At 48.5% G+C, this 17,325-nt stretch carries 21 protein-coding genes; 17 read left to right on the top strand and 4 right to left on the bottom strand.

Annotated features, from left to right (window positions below; translation table 11 throughout):
- Positions 1-66 precede the first annotated feature (66 nt).
- Entirely contained in the window at positions 67-1,506 is a 1,440-nt protein-coding gene (dnaA, locus tag PSE6802_RS0122675) for a chromosomal replication initiator protein DnaA (protein ID WP_019502323.1), read from the top strand.
- An 89-nt stretch (positions 1,507-1,595) separates the two neighbouring features.
- Here dnaA and PSE6802_RS0122670 read toward each other — a convergent pair whose 3' ends face one another.
- Positions 1,596-2,546 (bottom strand): LysR family transcriptional regulator, encoded by a 951-nt coding sequence (locus tag PSE6802_RS0122670; RefSeq protein ID WP_019502322.1) that lies wholly within the window; start codon positions 2,544-2,546, stop codon positions 1,596-1,598.
- Between the two features lie 641 nt (positions 2,547-3,187).
- Here PSE6802_RS0122670 and PSE6802_RS0122665 point away from each other — a divergent pair.
- The 5 genes from PSE6802_RS0122665 (at position 3,188) to PSE6802_RS0122645 (ending at position 6,059) form a co-directional block, all read left to right on the top strand.
- Entirely contained in the window at positions 3,188-3,670 is a 483-nt protein-coding gene (locus PSE6802_RS0122665) for a 2Fe-2S iron-sulfur cluster-binding protein (RefSeq protein WP_019502321.1), read from the top strand.
- 151 nt (positions 3,671-3,821) lie between these two features.
- The gene (locus tag PSE6802_RS0122660) at positions 3,822-4,496 is read left to right on the top strand and encodes a V4R domain-containing protein (protein WP_019502320.1); all 675 of its coding nucleotides are present in this window, start codon (positions 3,822-3,824) and stop codon (positions 4,494-4,496) included.
- Complete coding sequence (locus PSE6802_RS0122655) at positions 4,493-4,828, top strand: hypothetical protein (protein WP_019502319.1); 336 nt, start codon at positions 4,493-4,495, stop codon at positions 4,826-4,828. Before PSE6802_RS0122660 ends, PSE6802_RS0122655 begins: the two co-directional genes overlap by 4 nt.
- A gap of 82 nt (positions 4,829-4,910) precedes the next feature.
- Positions 4,911-5,369 (top strand): globin family protein, encoded by a 459-nt coding sequence (locus PSE6802_RS0122650; RefSeq protein WP_019502318.1) that lies wholly within the window; start codon positions 4,911-4,913, stop codon positions 5,367-5,369.
- A gap of 33 nt (positions 5,370-5,402) precedes the next feature.
- Entirely contained in the window at positions 5,403-6,059 is a 657-nt protein-coding gene (locus PSE6802_RS0122645; RefSeq protein WP_019502317.1) for a V4R domain-containing protein, read from the top strand.
- A 57-nt stretch (positions 6,060-6,116) separates the two neighbouring features.
- On the opposite strand, the gene PSE6802_RS0122640 is transcribed toward PSE6802_RS0122645, so the two are convergent.
- A complete protein-coding gene (locus PSE6802_RS0122640; protein WP_019502316.1) occupies positions 6,117-6,998 on the bottom strand; it encodes a ferritin-like domain-containing protein in 882 nt (293 codons plus the stop codon).
- Between the two features lie 256 nt (positions 6,999-7,254).
- Positions 7,255-8,556, bottom strand: coding sequence for a TldD/PmbA family protein (locus tag PSE6802_RS0122635; RefSeq protein WP_019502315.1), 1,302 nt, complete (start codon positions 8,554-8,556; stop codon positions 7,255-7,257).
- Positions 8,557-8,700: 144 nt separating this feature from the next.
- Here PSE6802_RS0122635 and PSE6802_RS0122630 point away from each other — a divergent pair, with 144 nt between their 5' ends.
- On the top strand, positions 8,701-9,609 hold the full coding sequence (locus PSE6802_RS0122630) for an energy-coupling factor transporter transmembrane component T family protein (protein ID WP_026103487.1): 909 nt from the start codon (positions 8,701-8,703) through the stop codon (positions 9,607-9,609).
- Between the two features lie 54 nt (positions 9,610-9,663).
- Here PSE6802_RS0122630 and PSE6802_RS0122625 read toward each other — a convergent pair.
- Positions 9,664-10,739 (bottom strand): ISKra4 family transposase gene (locus PSE6802_RS0122625; RefSeq protein ID WP_156815358.1). Its coding sequence is split into 2 segments (ribosomal slippage): positions 9,664-10,581 and positions 10,584-10,739, totalling 1,074 coding nucleotides; the frame shifts between segments, so codons are not numbered across the junction.
- A gap of 322 nt (positions 10,740-11,061) precedes the next feature.
- Here PSE6802_RS0122625 and PSE6802_RS0122615 point away from each other — a divergent pair.
- From PSE6802_RS0122615 to PSE6802_RS0122565, 10 genes are all read left to right on the top strand, one after another.
- Positions 11,062-11,691 (top strand): NAD(P)-dependent oxidoreductase, encoded by a 630-nt coding sequence (locus PSE6802_RS0122615; RefSeq protein WP_019502313.1) that lies wholly within the window; start codon positions 11,062-11,064, stop codon positions 11,689-11,691.
- Between the two features lie 68 nt (positions 11,692-11,759).
- Entirely contained in the window at positions 11,760-12,248 is a 489-nt protein-coding gene (locus PSE6802_RS0122610; protein WP_026103486.1) for an anthrone oxygenase family protein, read from the top strand.
- 132 nt (positions 12,249-12,380) lie between these two features.
- On the top strand, positions 12,381-12,794 hold the full coding sequence (locus PSE6802_RS0122600; protein ID WP_156815632.1) for a TipAS antibiotic-recognition domain-containing protein: 414 nt from the start codon (positions 12,381-12,383) through the stop codon (positions 12,792-12,794).
- Between the two features lie 384 nt (positions 12,795-13,178).
- Positions 13,179-14,450, top strand: a complete 1,272-nt coding sequence (locus PSE6802_RS0122595; RefSeq protein WP_019502309.1) for an RNA polymerase sigma factor — start codon at positions 13,179-13,181, stop codon at positions 14,448-14,450.
- A 223-nt stretch (positions 14,451-14,673) separates the two neighbouring features.
- A complete protein-coding gene (locus PSE6802_RS0122590) occupies positions 14,674-15,054 on the top strand; it encodes a YciI family protein (protein WP_036945723.1) in 381 nt (126 codons plus the stop codon).
- Positions 15,055-15,207: 153 nt separating this feature from the next.
- Positions 15,208-15,687, top strand: a complete 480-nt coding sequence (locus tag PSE6802_RS0122585; protein WP_019502307.1) for a DUF1579 domain-containing protein — start codon at positions 15,208-15,210, stop codon at positions 15,685-15,687.
- 139 nt (positions 15,688-15,826) lie between these two features.
- The gene (locus tag PSE6802_RS0122580; protein ID WP_019502306.1) at positions 15,827-16,192 is read left to right on the top strand and encodes a YciI family protein; all 366 of its coding nucleotides are present in this window, start codon (positions 15,827-15,829) and stop codon (positions 16,190-16,192) included.
- Positions 16,193-16,284: 92 nt separating this feature from the next.
- The gene (locus PSE6802_RS0122575) at positions 16,285-16,473 is read left to right on the top strand and encodes a hypothetical protein (RefSeq protein ID WP_019502305.1); all 189 of its coding nucleotides are present in this window, start codon (positions 16,285-16,287) and stop codon (positions 16,471-16,473) included.
- A 102-nt stretch (positions 16,474-16,575) separates the two neighbouring features.
- Positions 16,576-16,968, top strand: a complete 393-nt coding sequence (locus PSE6802_RS0122570) for a VOC family protein (RefSeq protein ID WP_019502304.1) — start codon at positions 16,576-16,578, stop codon at positions 16,966-16,968.
- Between the two features lie 58 nt (positions 16,969-17,026).
- Positions 17,027-17,314 (top strand): antibiotic biosynthesis monooxygenase family protein, encoded by a 288-nt coding sequence (locus PSE6802_RS0122565; RefSeq protein WP_019502303.1) that lies wholly within the window; start codon positions 17,027-17,029, stop codon positions 17,312-17,314.
- The last annotated feature ends 11 nt before the right edge of the window (positions 17,315-17,325 follow it).

Raw genomic sequence — 17,325 nt, 5'->3', positions numbered from 1 at the left:
ACCGTTAGCTAGAAGCTAGAATTATTCTCCTATCTATAATTTTGCTGTCTGAAGTTAGAACAAACTGTGGATATTTCTTTAGAAACTCTTTGGAATCAGGTGCTTGGCCTGTTAGAAGGGCAGCTTAGCCGTCCTACCTTTGAGGCATGGATCAAGACCGTAGAACCCGAAGAGCTAACTCCAGAGCGCTTAACTCTCCGTACCCCACATCCGTTTGCCCGCAATTGGTTGGTCAAATATTATCACCAAAATATTACCGATGCCGTGACGCAAATTCTGGGTTATCCCGTTGAGGTTATTGTGGTTACCTCTCAGGCTAACCAGGAAGATTTGGCAGATGAGCTGGTAGGAGAGGAGGAGGCTGCCGCCACTAAGGCCGCCGCCAAATCTGCTGCCGAACCCGCACTAAAACCAGCAGCAATCCACGTGCCCGAGACCAGCAACGTGCCCAAAAAAAGCACGCTCAACCCCAAGTATGTATTTTCGAGGTTTGTAGTGGGGGCGACAAACCGCATGGCACATGCGGCGGCGCTTGCCGTGGCCGAGTCGCCGGGACGCGAGTTTAATCCCCTATTCCTATGTGGTGGTGTGGGATTGGGCAAAACGCACCTGATGCAAGCGATAGCGCACTACCGTCTAGAAATCATGCCAGAAGCCAGGATTTTTTATGTTTCCACGGAACAATTTACCAACGACTTGATCTCGGCAATTCGTAAAGATAGCATGCAGAGCTTTCGCGAACACTATCGCGATGTAGACATGATTTTAGTGGACGACATCCAGTTTATCGAAGGCAAAGAATACACCCAGGAAGAGTTTTTCCATACGTTCAACTCACTGTATGAGGCCGGCAAGCAAATTATCCTGGCTAGCGATCGCCCTCCCGCCCACATACCCCGCCTACAGGAACGCTTGTGCTCGAGGTTTTCTATGGGGTTGATAGCAGATATTCAGGTGCCGGATCTAGAAACGCGCATGGCAATCTTGCAAAAGAAAGCAGAGCATGAAAACTTACGCATCCCCAGCGATGTACTGCACCATATTGCGGCTAGCTACACCTCCAACGTGCGCGAGCTAGAGGGCGCTCTGGTACGGGCTGTAGCTTATATCTCCATTTCCGGTCTACCAATGACTGTAGAGAATGTGGCTCCAGCACTCAATCCCCCGAAAGAACCCGTTGAGGTCTCTGCCGAGTTGGTGCTGAGCGTGGTAGCCGATTTCTTTAGTATCGATCTAGTTGACCTACAAGGTAATTCCAGGCGGCGGGAAATCAGTCAAGCGCGTCAAATTGGCATGTACCTGATGCGTCAACATACCAGCCTCAGCCTGCCCAAAATCGGCGAAGAGTTTGGTGGCAAAGACCATACCACTGTCATGTATAGCTGTGACAAGGTTACCCAACTGCAAGCTACCGATGCCGATACAGCGCAGTTAATCAGACAGTTGAGCGATCGAATTTATTTACTTGCCCAGTCCAACGGCGATAAAAAATCAAAGGCAAGCTGATCTATCAGTAGGACGTGTTAGTCCCAATTGTAGGATGTGTTAGGCGATAGCCATAACGCATCGCGGTTATCTTAGTTTCCTGGCAGTCCCTATATGCTGGCAGCGGAGGCAACTGCGAGATGGTCGCTAAACAGCGGCAGAATCTCATTACAAAAAGCTTCGGTAGCTCTAGATCTATAGCGATTGGGGTTGCGAACCTGACAGAGGGTGCGCTTGATTTCCACACCTTCAATGGCAACGCGATGCATTGCGCCCATCTGTAGCTCTTTTTCGATCGCCGTGACGGACAAAAATGCCGCACCTAAACCAGCTTGCACCGCATTTTTGATGGCCTCGATCGAGTTTAATTCCATTTCGACACTCAGTTGGCGCGGGTCGATACCGCTTTTAGTTAAGACTTGCTCGATCACCTTGCGAATGGTTGATTGGGAGTCCAGGGTAATGAATTGCAGCTTGTACAGTTCTTCTTTTTGCAAAACATTAACTGTTGCTAGGGGATGGAGGATGGGCAGCACCAATGCCAATTCATCTTCAGCGTATGGCAGGATCTCCAGATCCTCTTTCAACTCCGGCGGTACTTCCCCACCAATAATTGCTAGATCGATCTGTCCGTTAGCCACACTCCAGGCAGTACGGCGTGTAGAGTGGACGTGAAGTTGCACTGCGACATCGGGATATTTTTTCCGAAACAGACCGATCATGCGCGGCATCAGGTACGTGCCGGTGGTTTGGCTCGCACCGATGATTAACGTGCCTCCATTGAGGTTTTGCAGATCGTCAATAGCACGACAGGTTTCTTGGCATAGGCTCAGGATGCGATCGCCGTAGGACAACAACAGCCGTCCTGCTTCTGTAAGTTGCGCCCGCCTGCCGCCACGATCGAACAAGGGAACGTCGAGTTGGCGCTCTAGATGCTGTACCTGGAGGCTGACCGCAGGTTGAGAGACATACAGGCTATCAGCCGCACGCTTGAAACTACCCTCTGCTGCGATCGCCTTTAAAATTCTTAGCTGGTCTAGAGTGAAAGGAATGTCGATCATAAAATTAGGTAAAAATTCATGCTCGGATATGTTATTCAGAATTTCGATCTGTGCGATTAGCCTGACTTAGCTCTATGCCTGCCTCACAGAGAGTAACACTGCGTACAACCCCATACTACATCCGAAGACCTCACAGTTTGAAAAACTTTCTCAAACTGCCATAATTTCTACCAACGTCCCAGCTTTTAATTTAGATATTGCAATAAATCTTTATTAATATTTATAACTGATGTTACGCGGAATCCTTATCTCCTTTAACCTGTACGTACCCTTTATACATAAGGGTCGCAGGGGCATAGCCCCCGCTCTGGTTTTGTTCCCCTCCCTGAGCACACACATCTCTAAAAAGGCTGAAGATGCTTTAGATCGCCCAACCCCCTTAAAAAGGGTGATTTAGGGGGATCTAAAGCATCAAACGATGAACAAGATAACTTGTGCGTACATTGTAGGGCGTGCGAGCTGCATCCCATCCTCACAAGAATTTGTAGTGCTGTATCTCGCTGTAGCTCAAACTCTCAACTCATTCATAGAGTCGATCGCAACCAATGCGATCGCATCAGGTCAACCAATGGGCATAATTTATGTTGAGATAAACTTAAAACTGTAACGCACCGTGCTGGGTAAATAGGGAAACTACAATAATGGCAAAGAAAGTTAGAATTGAACCAATCGCACAGGAAGCAGACATTGCTACAAATGGTGCGTTGTTATCTATATTAATGGCAGAGGATCTCAATATCCTTAAAGAGTGTGGTGGACGCGGCATGTGTGCAACTTGTCACGTTTACATTCAAGAAGGGATGGATGCTCTTAGCCCCATGGCAAAAAGGGAGCAGCGCACCCTAGAGGTAATTACTACCTGCAAGCCTAACTCTCGTTTAGCCTGTCAAGCCAGAGTAATGGGTGAGGGAGTTGTCGTAGAGCTGCCAGTTGGTATGTACGTGCAGTCAATTCAAGATATTGAAGCGCTGATTGGCCGTCGTTGTGAAAAACCCTTGTTACACCCCGTAACAGGTAAAACTTTAGTAGAAGTGGGTAAGCTAATTACACGTTCAACTATCAGGCAATTAGAAAATACTGACTTTCGTGTAGGCGAGCAACTATCGCACACCCGGAGAGTATAGATAATTAATTTGCTCGATTACAGATTTATCCATCTGCCATGCCGAGATTTGCTCCACCAGGATAAAAGTTTATTGCCTGTAGGGAGGTCAAGAACCAAGTATCGCGCATAGCTCGAAATTCCAAGTGTTAATTTAAGGAGTATGCCAAATTATGACCGTTACTGCCGAGCGTTCTATTGCTACTGCCAATAGAAGAAACAATCACTACAGTTTTGCAGATTTTTTTAAGCCGGACTCCGAGCGAGGCGTAATCGATGACTGGAACGGCCTGCGCAATATCTTTACCAGTGAAGATTTTATTATTGGTCTCCAGGAAGGTTTAGAAGAAGAGGTGGGAGAAGCCTCGGCAGCAGTAATGTACACGATTGGCTGCGAATGGGGTCGCAAGGACGCAGAATTCTTTACTGAGTGGTTCGAGCGCGATTTTGGACGTAGTATTCGTCAGGCTAACCTGCCGTTCTTACTGGAAACCTGGTGGTGGCCGTTTACCTCCCAAGGTTGGGGACGCTGGCAGATGGACATGAGCGATCGCAAGCAGGGGTTTATGTTTATCAGCATTTACGACTCCGCCGTAGCACGCAGTTTGGGGGATGTAGGCAAGCCAGTCTGCCATCTCTACGCTGGTTTATTCTCCGGCTTTTTCACCAGTTTGGTCAAAAAGGAGTTAGATTGCATCGAAATTCAGTGCTATTCCATGGGTGAAAACTTCTGTAAGTTTTTACTGGGTGGCAAAAATCGCATTGATGCCGCTGCATTCTGGCTCAATGAAGGAGCAACCAGCCGCGATATCGAGAGACGCTTGCGCGATGGAGAATTACTACGATGAGCGACTACAGTCTATTGATGCGCCAAACTGTTAAGAAGTTCTGGCAAGAAGTTAATTGGGAAAATCGTCCGATTCCTGTAGTATCGGTTGCCGCAGCCCAGCCCGAAATTAACGGTCAATCTGAGACATCAGAACTATCTGCAGCATTCACGGTTGCTCCGGCATTAATGTTGAACTTCAAGATGTCAGTGCGGGATTATCTCAATGCTATTCCCTGGGCGGGTGCGCCGTTAGTGGCAGCTCCTACTCCAGCGGCAGCAGTAGTCGAAGATAACGAGCATAAAATCGATACTTTAGATGATTTCTTAGCAGATATCTCTCAGTTTTTCTAATGCTAGATTCAAAACTCGCTAAGACACAACATCGCATCCTCCACATTTAACCACCACACGAGCAATGACTGAGTAACTATCCATGAACAATGAGATCGAAGAACTAATTGAGCGCGCCCAAGATCGTTACCTCGCAGCCGAGGAATTAGACACCCTAGAAGCATACGTGCAATCTTTACCAGAGCGCATAAATCTATACAAGCTCTTACGCGATCGCGAAGTAGATATCATGCAAGCCGTAGCCGATCGCACCGAAGGAGAGCTACCCAAAGTCGCTGAAGAAGACTTAGAGCGGGGCATTAAGAATCTAATCCTCGTGGTTCGCTATTGTGCTATGGGCATGTTGTTAAATGACGAAGAATTTATCAAAGTCAGACTACTAAAATGGCTGGAGCAGATTGTGTCGCAGTTTGATATGCGGAGCCTGAACGAAACTCTTTACAAATCTCTCAATCAGGTACTCAAGGAAGAACTATCCAACGAGCAACTGGGTCTGATGCAACCGCTGATTACTAGCGCTCAAGTGACTCTAATTTATTGATCGTAACTATCCACATTTACCATCTTAAAAACTATGATTTCTGTTGCTGATTTACTTCAAGAAGATCGCATCCCTGGTAACTACTTTAGCTACGAGAACTATATCAGTGGCGATCTAGAATTAGGTCTTTTAGAAAACCGTCGCGGCGATCGCCTGATTGCCGTGCCAGATACGTTGATTGCTGCTTTGTATGAAGGTTTAGAGCAAGAAACTGGCGAAGCATCCCGCCTGGTTTTGTTCAACTGCGGAAAGTGGTGGGGCAAGAACTTCTACACCCGTTTCAGCGAAGAAATAACGGACTACTACAACACGTCCCTATCTGAGATGGACATGGCAACTTTCATCCAATGCCTGAAGGAGTGCTGGGCTACCCACGGTTGGGGAAGACTGGAGTTCGATCCCGAGCACCAGGGGCAAGGCTTGTTGCTGATTAAGACCTTCAATTCTCCCTACAGCAAAGCTATGTCAAATGCTAGTTTACCTAGCTGTTACCTGGAAGCAGGTATTTTAACTTCATTCTTTAGTCGTTTGACAAGTCGCGATCTGCTAGCAGTACAAACATCTTGCGAGTCAATGGGAGCTGACTGCAATCGCTTTATTGTGGGGTTATCAGAACGCCTGAACCGCGTAGAAGCTATGGTAGAGGAAGGTTTAGATCACGCAGCCATTATTGAAGATCTAATCGCTTAGGAATTTATCCCAAACCCGCTCTTAAGGGCGAACGGCCGTTCGCCCTTACTAAAGACACTATTGAGTCGCTTTTTGGGCTGCTTTGAGGTCACCGCCAAAGAACATGGGGATAAATTTTTCCACGAAGGCTACAGGGTCGCGCTGCCACGCTCTTTGCACCAGCTCGATGCGCGTCTTTTGCAGTTCTGGCGAGAGCAAAGTTTGAGGCAAATGCTCGATCAAATATTGAGGGCGTTGCCAAATCGGTAGCGTATCGATTACCTTCATCAGGTTATCGACGCGGCGAAACTCCGCACCAGCTAAGACATCCATTCCAGACTCAAAGGCAGCCTGCTCGATCGCCGCGTATTTAAGCTTAGCGTTTTCTACCTTAGCTTTATGTCTGGGACTTTGCTGGGCAATTTCAGCAAGCTTGCGATTGCCCCAACGGACATGACCGGCTTCTTCCGGCATGATGCGTTCGATGGTCTCGCGGATCTTGATATTTTCTGGAGTTTGTTCCGCTGCCTTTAGTGCTTTGATATGAGCGGAGAAATATTCGCATCCCCGCTTTTCCGTAACATTGATCGCAGCTAAAGCGTCAATAATCGTATCTTCTTTACTATTGGTGGAAGCGCGATTTAGCAAGCGCTCGAATTCGTCAATATATGAGGTTCCGGGTGGAGTACCGATCTCCTCGCCCAGTTCGTCGAGCAAATCGGTTAACCAGTAAGCATGACGAGCTTCATCCGATACATGATGGGAAAGTTCGCGCACTAGCTGCTTGGGCTGACCGTCCAACTGTTCGATCAGCTCGGTAAGATCCTTGCAACTGCGTTGTTCGTTAAAGCGGTAGCGATTCAGCGTTACCATATGAACTTCGCGTTGCTTGACAACTTGACTGAGAATATCCAGGGCGCTCAGTTGGTTGCGAAGTTTACGAGGGTAAGCGACTGTCATATTTCATCCTTACTTGATTAAATTGCCTATATTCTAGTGCAGTTTTTAAAGTAAACGCTCATAATTTCGTCATATATAGCTATAGCCAATAGGCTTAGGACGGGGTGCAGGGGTGGAACCCCTGCGGGGGGGCGCAGCCCCCACACCCCCTATCCTAATAGATCTGTCTACGGCTATAACTATAACCAACAGGCTTAGGACGGGGTGCAGGGTGAGCATTGCCGACCCTGCAAAACGTACGATGGTTGTCGTGTTATTAATTACGGCTGGTAACAGTCAGACTGTCTACAATCATCGAGGGTAGATAGATTGAACCCTGCCACTCATTGTCACCACCTAGCTGAATCAGGTTTTGCAAGGCGGTGTAGGCATTACCGGTTACCATCGTGTCCTTGACCCGCCCCACGATCGCCCCATTTTTAACGCGATAGCCCAAATCGATATTGACTGAGAAGTCACCGGATATGCCAGGGCCGCCGCCAAGAATCTGATCGACAATAATGCCATCGGACATGAAGGCAATTAACTCGACCAGACTGCCTTGCCCAGGACTAACCACCAGGTTAAATAGGCCAGGACTGGGATAACTGCCCAATCCGCCCCGAAAACCGTTCCCCCTGGGTTGAAGCTTGAGTTCCTTGGCAGTACGGCGATCGCCATAGAAATCTTGCAATATCCCTCGGTCGATCCAGGTCATAGCTTCGGTTGGCGTGCCTTCATCATCGAAGGGCAGGCTGTATACCCCAAAGTCTGGGCGTTGCTCCAGGGTAAATTCTGCGGCGATTACGGGTTGGTTGCGCTTATCAGTCCAGGGACTGGCCTTTTGCTGTACCTGACGACCGCTCATGGCAGCGGCTACCACGCCCCAAAGCGTATCCGCCACTTTTGCGGTAAATAGGACGGGCACTTTGCCATTGGGGGCAGCGGCATTTTCTTGCGCCCAGATTAGATGTTGGAGAATCTGGTTGGCGATCGCTTCGGGTCTTAACTGTTCGCGATCCGATTCGCCATACCAAACATTTAAGAAATCATCCCCACGAATCCACTCGGCACTAACGTAGCCGTCCAGGGTGCTGTCATCATAGCCGCAGTCCAGTCCCAAAGAGTTGACCAGGCGCATGGTTTCCACCGTGCAGTCCCACTGCGACTCGCACAGTACCTCAGGGTAAGCGGATTGTACCCGCTCGATTGCAGATTGTCCCCAGTCGATTAACTGCTCGACGCTGACACCGCTACCATAGCTTCTAGGATAGGCACTGAGGGTATTAGCCGTGAGGTTAGGCTCTTCCAGATCGTTCAGTTCGCTCAAAGCTATGGCTCGATCGACCAGTGTTTGTGGCTCCACTTCACCATAGGCGATCGCCAGGCCAGGACGACCGTCCTTCCATAACCGCAGTGCCAATCCTGCCGATTCCGTACTTTCTAGCTGCTTGAGACGGTTGGACTCAAAATAGACGGGATGGGAGATCGAACTGGATAGGTAAACTTCGGCGGCAGTTGCACCGTTGCGGACAGCTAATTCCAGTAATTGTTCTGGTAAATGATTGGCGATTGACATGAGGTAGGGCTTTAAGATTACGAGCCAGCTAATTGGATGAAAACCCGATCTTTAACCAGGTTTCGGCTAAGATCTGAATCGCTAACTGCTATAAGTTAGCCACTTTGACTATACAGAAGAATTGATACCAAGACATTTTGATACGTGGATATACTGCGATCGCTGACTATAGGACTTCACTTAGAGCAACCAATTACCTGGTTGCATCGCCTTGACCCTCGCATCAAGCTATTCTGGCTCTTGAGTTTTTTGCTCTCACCTACCCTGTCAAACCCGTTGTGGCGGGTGGCAATGGCAATCTCGCTGATTGCCCTTACCCTCACCGCCGGTATTCCAGCCAGGGTGTGGAAGCAACAGATGGGTTTATTAATGCTACTGGCAGTCATGACGTTTGTAATTGCGATATTTTCACCCGACGGTCTGAACGTAACGCATCAACCCCGCCGCCCCATTCCCGAACCTGTTGTCAGCCAGGTAAGCTTCCCAAATCAGGCAGCCAATGCCCCAACCACTTATAGGTACGTCCTGTTTAAGGCTGGCAATATTCAAATTACGCGACAGTCCCTGAACCTGGGGACGCGCATCAGCACGCTGATTTTCACCTTTTTATATGCCCCTACGCTCTATCTACTGGTGACCGCCCCCGAAGAAATTACCGCTGCGATTACCAGTATTGCTATGCCCTTAAAGTGGCTGAGGGTACCAATTGTTGAAATTACGCTGACGCTGACATTGGCATTGCGGTTTCTCCCGTTGGTACTGGAGGAAGTGCAAAATCTTTTCAGGGCAGTACGCACGCGAGCGATCGACTGGAAAAAATTGGGGCTTAAACGCACGACGCAAATCTGGTTGATTCTAGCAGAAAGACTGATTGCTAACTTGTTTACCCGTGCCGAGCAGTCGGCGAGCGCCATGCAAGTACGAGGTTTTACGACCCCAAACCAGCATTTGGTGAGGTGGAACCCTCTTAAACTCATGGGTTGGGATTGGCTAGTGGGGATTTTGCTATGCGTCTTTTGGGGACTGCGGCTCTGGATCGGTGGAGAATGGTAGACCGATATTTTATTTACTGGAAATCTATTTATAGCTATAGCCAACGGGAGCATCTCAGTTTTGCAAGGCAAGGTTAAGAGAGCCATTAAGGTAAGCAGAACGGTGTTTGAGGACTTGTGGCACATTATCACGGTTCCATTGAGCGCCAGAGATTTTGATGCGTCTAGCGATTTGCTTAACAGCAGATTCCACTGCGCCAGAACCAATAGAGCAAATCTGCTCGGTTTGGAAATACCAATAATCAGGAATACGATGGCGATGCTTGTGCAGATAAGCAATAAAATTGATGCTCTGAGGACTAGCTAAGTGATTGAGCTCAGCAATAGCTGCAGTCACATTACCCCGCCACAAAAAAGCTTCGACCCCAGTCAAAAGTTGAGCTGTAGCCTCAATTTTATGCAGGTTTTCCACCAAATGGAACCAGTCCAAGATTTCATAGCGACTATCAGGTATAGAGATCTGGGCAATAATATTCCAAATCCCATCATGTCCATCCCCAATACAGGTAACCATATCTGCTAAAGGCTGTCGATTTACCCAGTCTGTTAAGGCAATGTTATCTTGAAATGTGGCAAATATGGCTTGTCCATGCAAGTTCACAGCTTTATAGTCCTTCCACTCACTTGGCTGTCCAAGTGGCGTGCGCAGTCTGATTCTGCCTCCATCGACACTTAATTCCTCGACCGACTCTTCTACCTCTAGGGGGCTAAATTCATGGCGATGCACCAGGCGCTGTTGTGTACTGCGCGATATTTGCACTCCCATCAACATGGCTAAGTCTTTGGCGGCTTGTTCGTAGGATACATTCGCACTCAAGATCAGGCTACATCTTTCCACATACGGGCTCACCTGGCTATAGGGGGCTACTTTGAGCTTCTGCGCTTGCTTTTGCGTGAGGTGGAGCTGTCCGATGCTGCTTTGCACTCGCCTGCGGCGTCCTGCTTCTGTGCCCGTAACTGTGCGGATAAAAAACTCCCTATTTCTGGGCTGACATGTTCGAGGATTTGCTGCCGCACAGCGATTTCGATCCCTTCCAAGCTGGTTAGTTGTTCCGATGGTGTATTCTGATAAAGGATGGCGGCAATAGCTTGAACGTGCGCTTGCATTTCTTTTTCCTGCTCTGGAGTCATGGTTGCTCTCCTTGGGGTTGGTTTCTCGTATTCCTATCTTCTGATTTCTTCCCCCTTTTGGCTACCCATCTATATTAAGCATTATTACTCAGCGCAAAGTTGAGATGCTCCCTAGCCAACAGGCTTAGGACGGGGTGCAGGGGACCCACCCCTGCGTGGGGGCGCAGCCCCCACACCCCCTGTCCTAACAGATCTGTCTATGGCTATAAAAACTAACCGCAAGATTGTGATAGTACCGCAGGAATCAAATAGCTAACCGTAAACGACTTCTCTACGCTAATAGGGTAATGAATTGCTAAAAGCTATAGCGGGAATAGAGAACATGAACCTACTGATTTTTGGAGCAACAGGTAGTATTGGTCGCGAGCTTGTCAAGCAAGCACTCGACCAAGGATATACGGTCACGGCGTTCGCGCGAAACCTCTCAAAGCTAGACATTCAGCACGAGAATCTGAAACTGTTTCAGGGCGATGCCACAAATATCACAGCGGTAGAAAAAGCGGTGCGAGGTCAAGACGCAGTATTGTGTTCGCTAGGTTCGGGTACGCAGACAAAAGGGACGATCAGATCGGAGGGAACTCGCAATATTATCCAGGCGATGGAAAAATCGAATGCGAGACGTTTTATCTGTCAAACCACCCTAGGGATTGGAGATAGTCGGGGAAATCTGAATTTCTTCTGGAAGTACATTATGTTTGGCTTCCTTCTGCGTCAAGTGTTTGCGGATCATGTCAAGCAAGAGGAATATGTCAAGCAAAGTCAACTGGACTGGACGATTGTCCGTCCGTCAGCTTTTGTGGAGGGGAATCGCACTGGCGCTTATCGACGTGGTTTCCCAGGCACTGACAAGACAACGAAACTCGTAATTTCGCGCGCTGATGTTGCTGACTTTATGCTAAAGCAGTTGACGGATAACTCATACCTTCACAAAACGCCTGGGGTATCGTACTGAAGCAGAATTTATCCTTTGGAATGAGATCGCAATCTATTGGAATATTGGATATTGGAACATTGAAATATATGCTAACTATCGATCGCACGCTTTTTGTATTAAAAATCCTTACAGTCCTTGGCTGCGGACTAATTGCAGGAGTCTTCTTCGCTTTTTCTACATTTGTGATGAAAGCACTTGGGCAAAGACCGCCAGCAGAGGGAATCGCCGCCATGCAATCTATCAATATCACGGTAATTAATCCGTGGTTTATGTCAGCGTTCCTCGGTACAGCAGTGATTTGTCTTTTTCTATCTATTTACTCGCTGTGGCAATGGCAACAGCCCATTTCTGTCTACCTGCTGCTCGGCAGCTTGTTCTATCTTATTGGTAGCTTTGGCGTAACGATGGTATGCAACGTGCCCTTGAACGATGCCCTGGCGATCGCTAAACCAGAAAGCACTGAAGGCGCAAGTTTCTGGGCTAGTTATTTGACCGATTGGACGTTCTGGAACACTGTTCGTACAATTGCATCGCTGGCGGCAGCCGCATTACTCGCGATCGCAAGCGGGCGTTAGATTTTTTGCAGCACCCCTTGACTCTGACGTAAGGTGAGGGTTCTACGATAGGCTCGTTCATCAATTAGGGTAGTCTGCAAGCCAATCGAACTATCTAACAAGCTTCTCAATCGCTTGGACGCAATTGCCGAAATGATGAATTCGATGGAATCTGTTTCCATCGAAACGTTGATGCAAACTATTGAGGTCATTTGTATGTTGGAAAAATATTACACGCCCGAGCAACTCGAAACCCTGAAGCAACGTCAGGAATCGTTGGGCGAGGAACGGATTCGGCAAAGTCAAGCTGATTGGCAAAACCTAATTATGCAGGTTCAACGTGAAATGGAGAAGGGTACCGATCCAACCAGCGAACCCATGCAACAATTGGCTCGCCGTTGGTTTGAACTGATTGAGGAGTTTACTGGTGGCGATGCTGGTATTAAGGAATCGCTGTTTGCTATGTATCAGCAAGAAGATCCGAAGCATTTGACGCAAAGTGCGGTGGATAGGGCTTTGTATGAGTATATGAACAAAGCGATCGCCGCTATTCAACAAACAGGATGAAACCGTGGCGGTAAATTTGTAGATCGTTGTAGGGACTGGTGGTCTACGAGTCTTGTCTGTAAAAGTCAACTATTTCTAGCCAAACCTGCCCCTATCTACCATAGCTAGTGTTGCAAATCATAAATTTTGCAACATGGGGGAATGGGGGCAAAGCCCCCAGAAGGGGGTTTCACCCCCTCCACCCCCTCCAAAACTTTTGTTTTGGTGTACTAGCTTATGTAAAGATTTGTTTTGATATTAGTACAAAAAACAAAATGTGTATTAGGATTGTAACACGCACAATAGTTTGGCAATCGGTTTAGTAACCAAACGTTCTTTGCAAGGCTTCATAAGCGATGCGTTCCAAGTGGCGATCGATGAAAATCTACCCATAAGGTGGTGAACATGCAAGTAATGGATGAGAGGGTGGCTAACAAAGCCAGCGAACAGGTAAGTGAATTGGTAGACCGCCTCTACCGCACTGAGTCGCGTCGGGTTTTTGCAACCCTAATCGGACTGCTAGGGGACTTCGACCTGGCAGAAGAGGCACTGCACGAAGCCTTTGCTGCAGCGGTGAAACAATGGGTGCGGGATGGCGTACCGACAAATCCCCGATCCTGGCTTGTGTCTGCCGGTCGCTTCAAAGCCATTGATGCCGTTCGCCGCCGCACTCGTTTTGATGCCTCGCTGGCAGAACTTGCCGATCGCATCGATGGAAGCGCAGAGGTTGCTTATGCCCCAGATGATGGGGAAGTAGAGGACGATCGCCTGCGTCTGATCTTCACCTGCTGCCATCCTGCCCTGTCACAGGAAGCCCAGGTGGCGCTAACCCTGCGAGAGGTCTGCGGGTTGACAACCGAGGAAATCGCCAGTGCTTTTCTGATTGCTCCGCCCACGCTAGCACAGCGGATCGTGCGTGCCAAGTCAAAAATCCGCGATGCGCGCATTCCATATCAAGTACCGTCCGCAACCGAATTACCCGAACGGTTGGAGGCGGTGCTCCAGGTCATCTACCTGGTATTTAATGAAGGATACGCTGCTTCGTCGGGGGCGCTGCTAACGCGAGCCGATCTTTCCAATGAAGCGATCCGTTTGGGGCAGCTCTTAATGGAGTTGTTGCCAGATGCAGAGGTCATGGGACTGCTGGCACTGATGCTGCTACAAGAATCGCGGCGTAAGTCGCGCACCTCGCCGACAGGCGACCTGATCCTCCTGGAAGACCAGGATCGCTCGCTCTGGAACCGATCGCAAATCCTGGAAGGCAGGGCGCTGGTACAGCGGGCGATATCGTCAGGACAATTTGGTGCCTACTCGCTGCAGGCGGCGATCGCTGCCGTGCATGCCGAAGCTTCCAGTGCTGCTAAAACGGATTGGTCGCAGATCGTGGGCTTATACGATGTTCTCTTGTTCGTACAGCCCTCACCTATTGTTGACTTAAATCGGGCGGTGGCAGTGGCAATGCGAGATGGCCCGCTGGCGGGTTTAAAACTGATTGATGGCATTCTGGCTCGGGGCAACTTGATCGACTATCACCTGGCGCACGCGGCTCGCGCCGATCTATGCCGACGGCTGGGAAGAACCGCTGATGCCAAAGCATCGTATCAAAAAGCCCTTGCCCTCGTACGGCAAGAACCAGAGCGTCGTTTTTTAGAAAGAAGGCTTCAAGAATTAGGTTAAAAATTTCTACCTGTAAATTTTCTGTTGATGGGCTATATGTAAGGGCAGGTTTGGCAAGAAGTTTTTGATTTTCACCCGCAGCGATCGGGCAAAACCTCCCCCTACCAATGGATCTTGACGGCAGCAAATTTTTTTCGAGCCGATGTCGATTTGCGGAGACACCGAACGACTACTAGGTGAAAGTAACCCTCAGATCTAATCGAACCTAATTTGGGAGGACGCAATGAAATTCATCTGTCTGGGATATATGGAAGAGTCAAAGTGGGATGAAATGCCCGAAAGCGATCGCAGTGCGATTATTACGGAGTGTTTAGCCTACGACGACGAGCTGCGCAGGGGCAGACACTTTATTGGCGGAGAAGCGCTACAAAGCGTTCGCAATGCGGCGACACTGCAATATCGGCATGGAAATGTCGCAGTTACGGATGGCCCCTACGCTGAGACGAAAGAACAGCTTGGTGGATTCCTGATCCTTGAAGCCAGAGATCTCAACCACGCGATCCAGCTCATGTCAAGGCATCCAGGCGTTCGTTATGGCTCCTTTGAAATTCGTCCGGTGGATGAGGAAAACTGCCTTGGTAAAACAATCGATGCAGTTGCCTGAGGGCTGACACCAAATCCACACCGATCGACTCTATTTTTATAGCCGTAGATAGATTCGGTTATTACAGGAGGTGTGGGGGCGCAGCCCCCATGCAGGGGTGGAACCCCGTCCCAAGACTATTGGCTATAGCTATATTAATTCAGGAGAAAACCAATGCAAGCAACACTTCAAAAAGAACAACAATGGTTAAACAAACTCATCGGTGAGTGGATCTTTGAGGCCGAATGCATTATGGAGCCAGGTCAACCGCCATCAAAGTCTAAAGGGACTGAGGTCGTGCGATCGCTTGGCGGACTTTGGATTGTAGCTGAAGGCGAGAGCGAGATGCCGGATGGCAGTACGGGAAAGAGCATTATAACGTTGGGCTTCGATCCGCAGAGCGATCGCTATGTGGGAACGTTTGTCTGCTCCATGATGTCCCATCTCTGGATTTACGACGGCTCGCTGGATGCTACGGGAAAGGTGTTAACGCTCAACACCGAAGGGCCTACCTGCAAGCAGAACTCGCTGTCCAAATACCAGGACATTATCGAGTTTGTCAGCGACGATCGCCGGATCTTGACATCACAAATTCTGGGAGAGGACGGCAACTGGCATCAATTTATGACATCGCATTACTGGCGAAAGCAATAGCTCGTGGTTGTCATTTTATAGCATTACAAGATTGTCTGGCGGCAAGGTGATGGAGGCATATCCATGTATAGGAGCGATGTCTCCACACCCCGATCGGATCGGTTCGCTTATCGCTATGACTCACTGGAGGATAGAAACTATGAAATACATGTTGCTTATTTATAATGACGAAAACGCATGGACTGAGAGCGAGCGGGAGCAATGTTATGCTGAGTCGATCCAGCTTACACATCAACTGCAAGCAAAGGGTCAGTATCTAGGAGCATCGCCATTACATTCTATTGCAACAGCAACCAGCGTGCGAGTACGTAACGGCAAGCGGCTAGTAACCGATGGCCCATTTGCAGAAACCTACGAACAACTCGGCGGCTACTTTCTCATCGATGCCAAAGATCTCGATGAAGCGATCGCGATCGCCGAGCGCATTCCAACTGTGCTAAAAGGCACGGTAGAAATCCGACCCCTCATGGAACTCGCGGGTCTATTCCCAGAGCCGCGACAGTAATAGATTTACCCCTAAAAACTAACTGCGCATATTTCCGTATTTAGATGTCGGTCGATACTGTACTGACAAGATCGAGTTCAGGAGATACTCTTATGTTTATATCATCTCAAAAAGCTAAAAAGGATTACTTACTGGATTCTCATTTCGAGCGTTCCTTTACACTGAGTTTAGTAGCGATCGCTTTGCTAACGTTCGCTTTGCCAATATTTATATCAACTAATCAAGTTGCCCCAGGCAGCGCGATCGAGCCTACTACTTCTATAAAATCGATCCCAAAGTAGTTCGCTCTGTCGATTGCCCAAACTTTAATTCGACTATTAAGTAGAGTAAGTGTTTGGTCGCAAACAGATACTATAACTGCAAAATTAAACAGGAGATGAATTATGAAACTCAATCCCATTATTTGGTGTGAAATTTACGTCCAGGACATGGATCGTGCAAAACAGTTTTACGAGTCTGTATTTGAGGTGAAACTGGAGAAACTTGAAAGTCCTGAAAGTTCTGAGATCGAAATGTGGGCATTTCCGATGACGATGGAATCGGTCGGTGCTTCTGGTGCATTGGTCAAGATGGACGGAGTTAAGTCTGGCGGAATTGGCACAATACCCTACTTCCATTGCGACGAGGCCGCTGTTGAGTTGGAACGTGTCGTTACGGCAGGTGGGCAAATCCACACCCCTAAAATCTCAATCGGCCAATACGGATTTATGGCTTTGGTTGTCGATACCGAGGGAAATACGATCGGCCTTCACATGCCCCCAAAAACGACAGGGTGAGGGCAGACCGAAACAAATCCAAAGGAGTCAATTTAGAAAATCAAGGAGGATAAATTAAGTGATTACAGTCATTTGGGATACTTGGCTGAAACCTGATATGGAAGTAGAAGGACTCCGCCTTACGCGTCAAGTGTGGTCAGATATGCGGAACTATGAGGGTTATATCTCACATCAAATTTTCATCGATCGGGATACACCTGGGCACATTATCGCGCTCGGCAAGTGGCGAAGCATTGAGGATGCAGATGCTGTCCTGGAAAAATACAAAGATTCTGAGACGATTCATCGGCTCACCCCGCTTCTTGCCCGTCCTAGGGATCGCTGGGTGACAAGCGAAACGGCTTAGATTTAGAACTA

The organism is Pseudanabaena sp. PCC 6802 (assembly GCF_000332175.1).
Classification (GTDB): domain Bacteria; phylum Cyanobacteriota; class Cyanobacteriia; order Pseudanabaenales; family Pseudanabaenaceae; genus PCC-6802.
This window is presented reverse-complemented; position numbering and strand designations above follow the sequence as displayed.

Bases quoted from the DNA above. Each gene is read 5' to 3' on its own strand.
- PSE6802_RS0122590 (WP_036945723.1), top strand. From the start codon at position 14,674: ATGAAATTCATCTGTCTGGGATATATGGAAGAGTCAAAGTGGGATGAA.
- PSE6802_RS0122645 (WP_019502317.1), top strand. From the start codon at position 5,403: ATGATTTCTGTTGCTGATTTACTTCAAGAAGATCGCATCCCTGGTAAC.
- PSE6802_RS0122610 (WP_026103486.1), top strand. From the start codon at position 11,760: ATGCTAACTATCGATCGCACGCTTTTTGTATTAAAAATCCTTACAGTC.
- PSE6802_RS0122665 (WP_019502321.1), top strand. From the start codon at position 3,188: ATGGCAAAGAAAGTTAGAATTGAACCAATCGCACAGGAAGCAGACATT.
- PSE6802_RS0122635 (WP_019502315.1), bottom strand. From the start codon at position 8,556: ATGTCAATCGCCAATCATTTACCAGAACAATTACTGGAATTAGCTGTC.
- PSE6802_RS0122570 (WP_019502304.1), top strand. From the start codon at position 16,576: ATGAAACTCAATCCCATTATTTGGTGTGAAATTTACGTCCAGGACATG.
- PSE6802_RS0122655 (WP_019502319.1), top strand. From the start codon at position 4,493: ATGAGCGACTACAGTCTATTGATGCGCCAAACTGTTAAGAAGTTCTGG.
- PSE6802_RS0122585 (WP_019502307.1), top strand. From the start codon at position 15,208: ATGCAAGCAACACTTCAAAAAGAACAACAATGGTTAAACAAACTCATC.
- PSE6802_RS0122595 (WP_019502309.1), top strand. From the start codon at position 13,179: ATGCAAGTAATGGATGAGAGGGTGGCTAACAAAGCCAGCGAACAGGTA.
- PSE6802_RS0122670 (WP_019502322.1), bottom strand. From the start codon at position 2,546: ATGATCGACATTCCTTTCACTCTAGACCAGCTAAGAATTTTAAAGGCG.
- PSE6802_RS0122580 (WP_019502306.1), top strand. From the start codon at position 15,827: ATGAAATACATGTTGCTTATTTATAATGACGAAAACGCATGGACTGAG.
- PSE6802_RS0122575 (WP_019502305.1), top strand. From the start codon at position 16,285: ATGTTTATATCATCTCAAAAAGCTAAAAAGGATTACTTACTGGATTCT.
- PSE6802_RS0122650 (WP_019502318.1), top strand. From the start codon at position 4,911: ATGAACAATGAGATCGAAGAACTAATTGAGCGCGCCCAAGATCGTTAC.
- PSE6802_RS0122640 (WP_019502316.1), bottom strand. From the start codon at position 6,998: ATGACAGTCGCTTACCCTCGTAAACTTCGCAACCAACTGAGCGCCCTG.
- PSE6802_RS0122660 (WP_019502320.1), top strand. From the start codon at position 3,822: ATGACCGTTACTGCCGAGCGTTCTATTGCTACTGCCAATAGAAGAAAC.
- PSE6802_RS0122600 (WP_156815632.1), top strand. From the start codon at position 12,381: ATGATGAATTCGATGGAATCTGTTTCCATCGAAACGTTGATGCAAACT.
- PSE6802_RS0122615 (WP_019502313.1), top strand. From the start codon at position 11,062: ATGAACCTACTGATTTTTGGAGCAACAGGTAGTATTGGTCGCGAGCTT.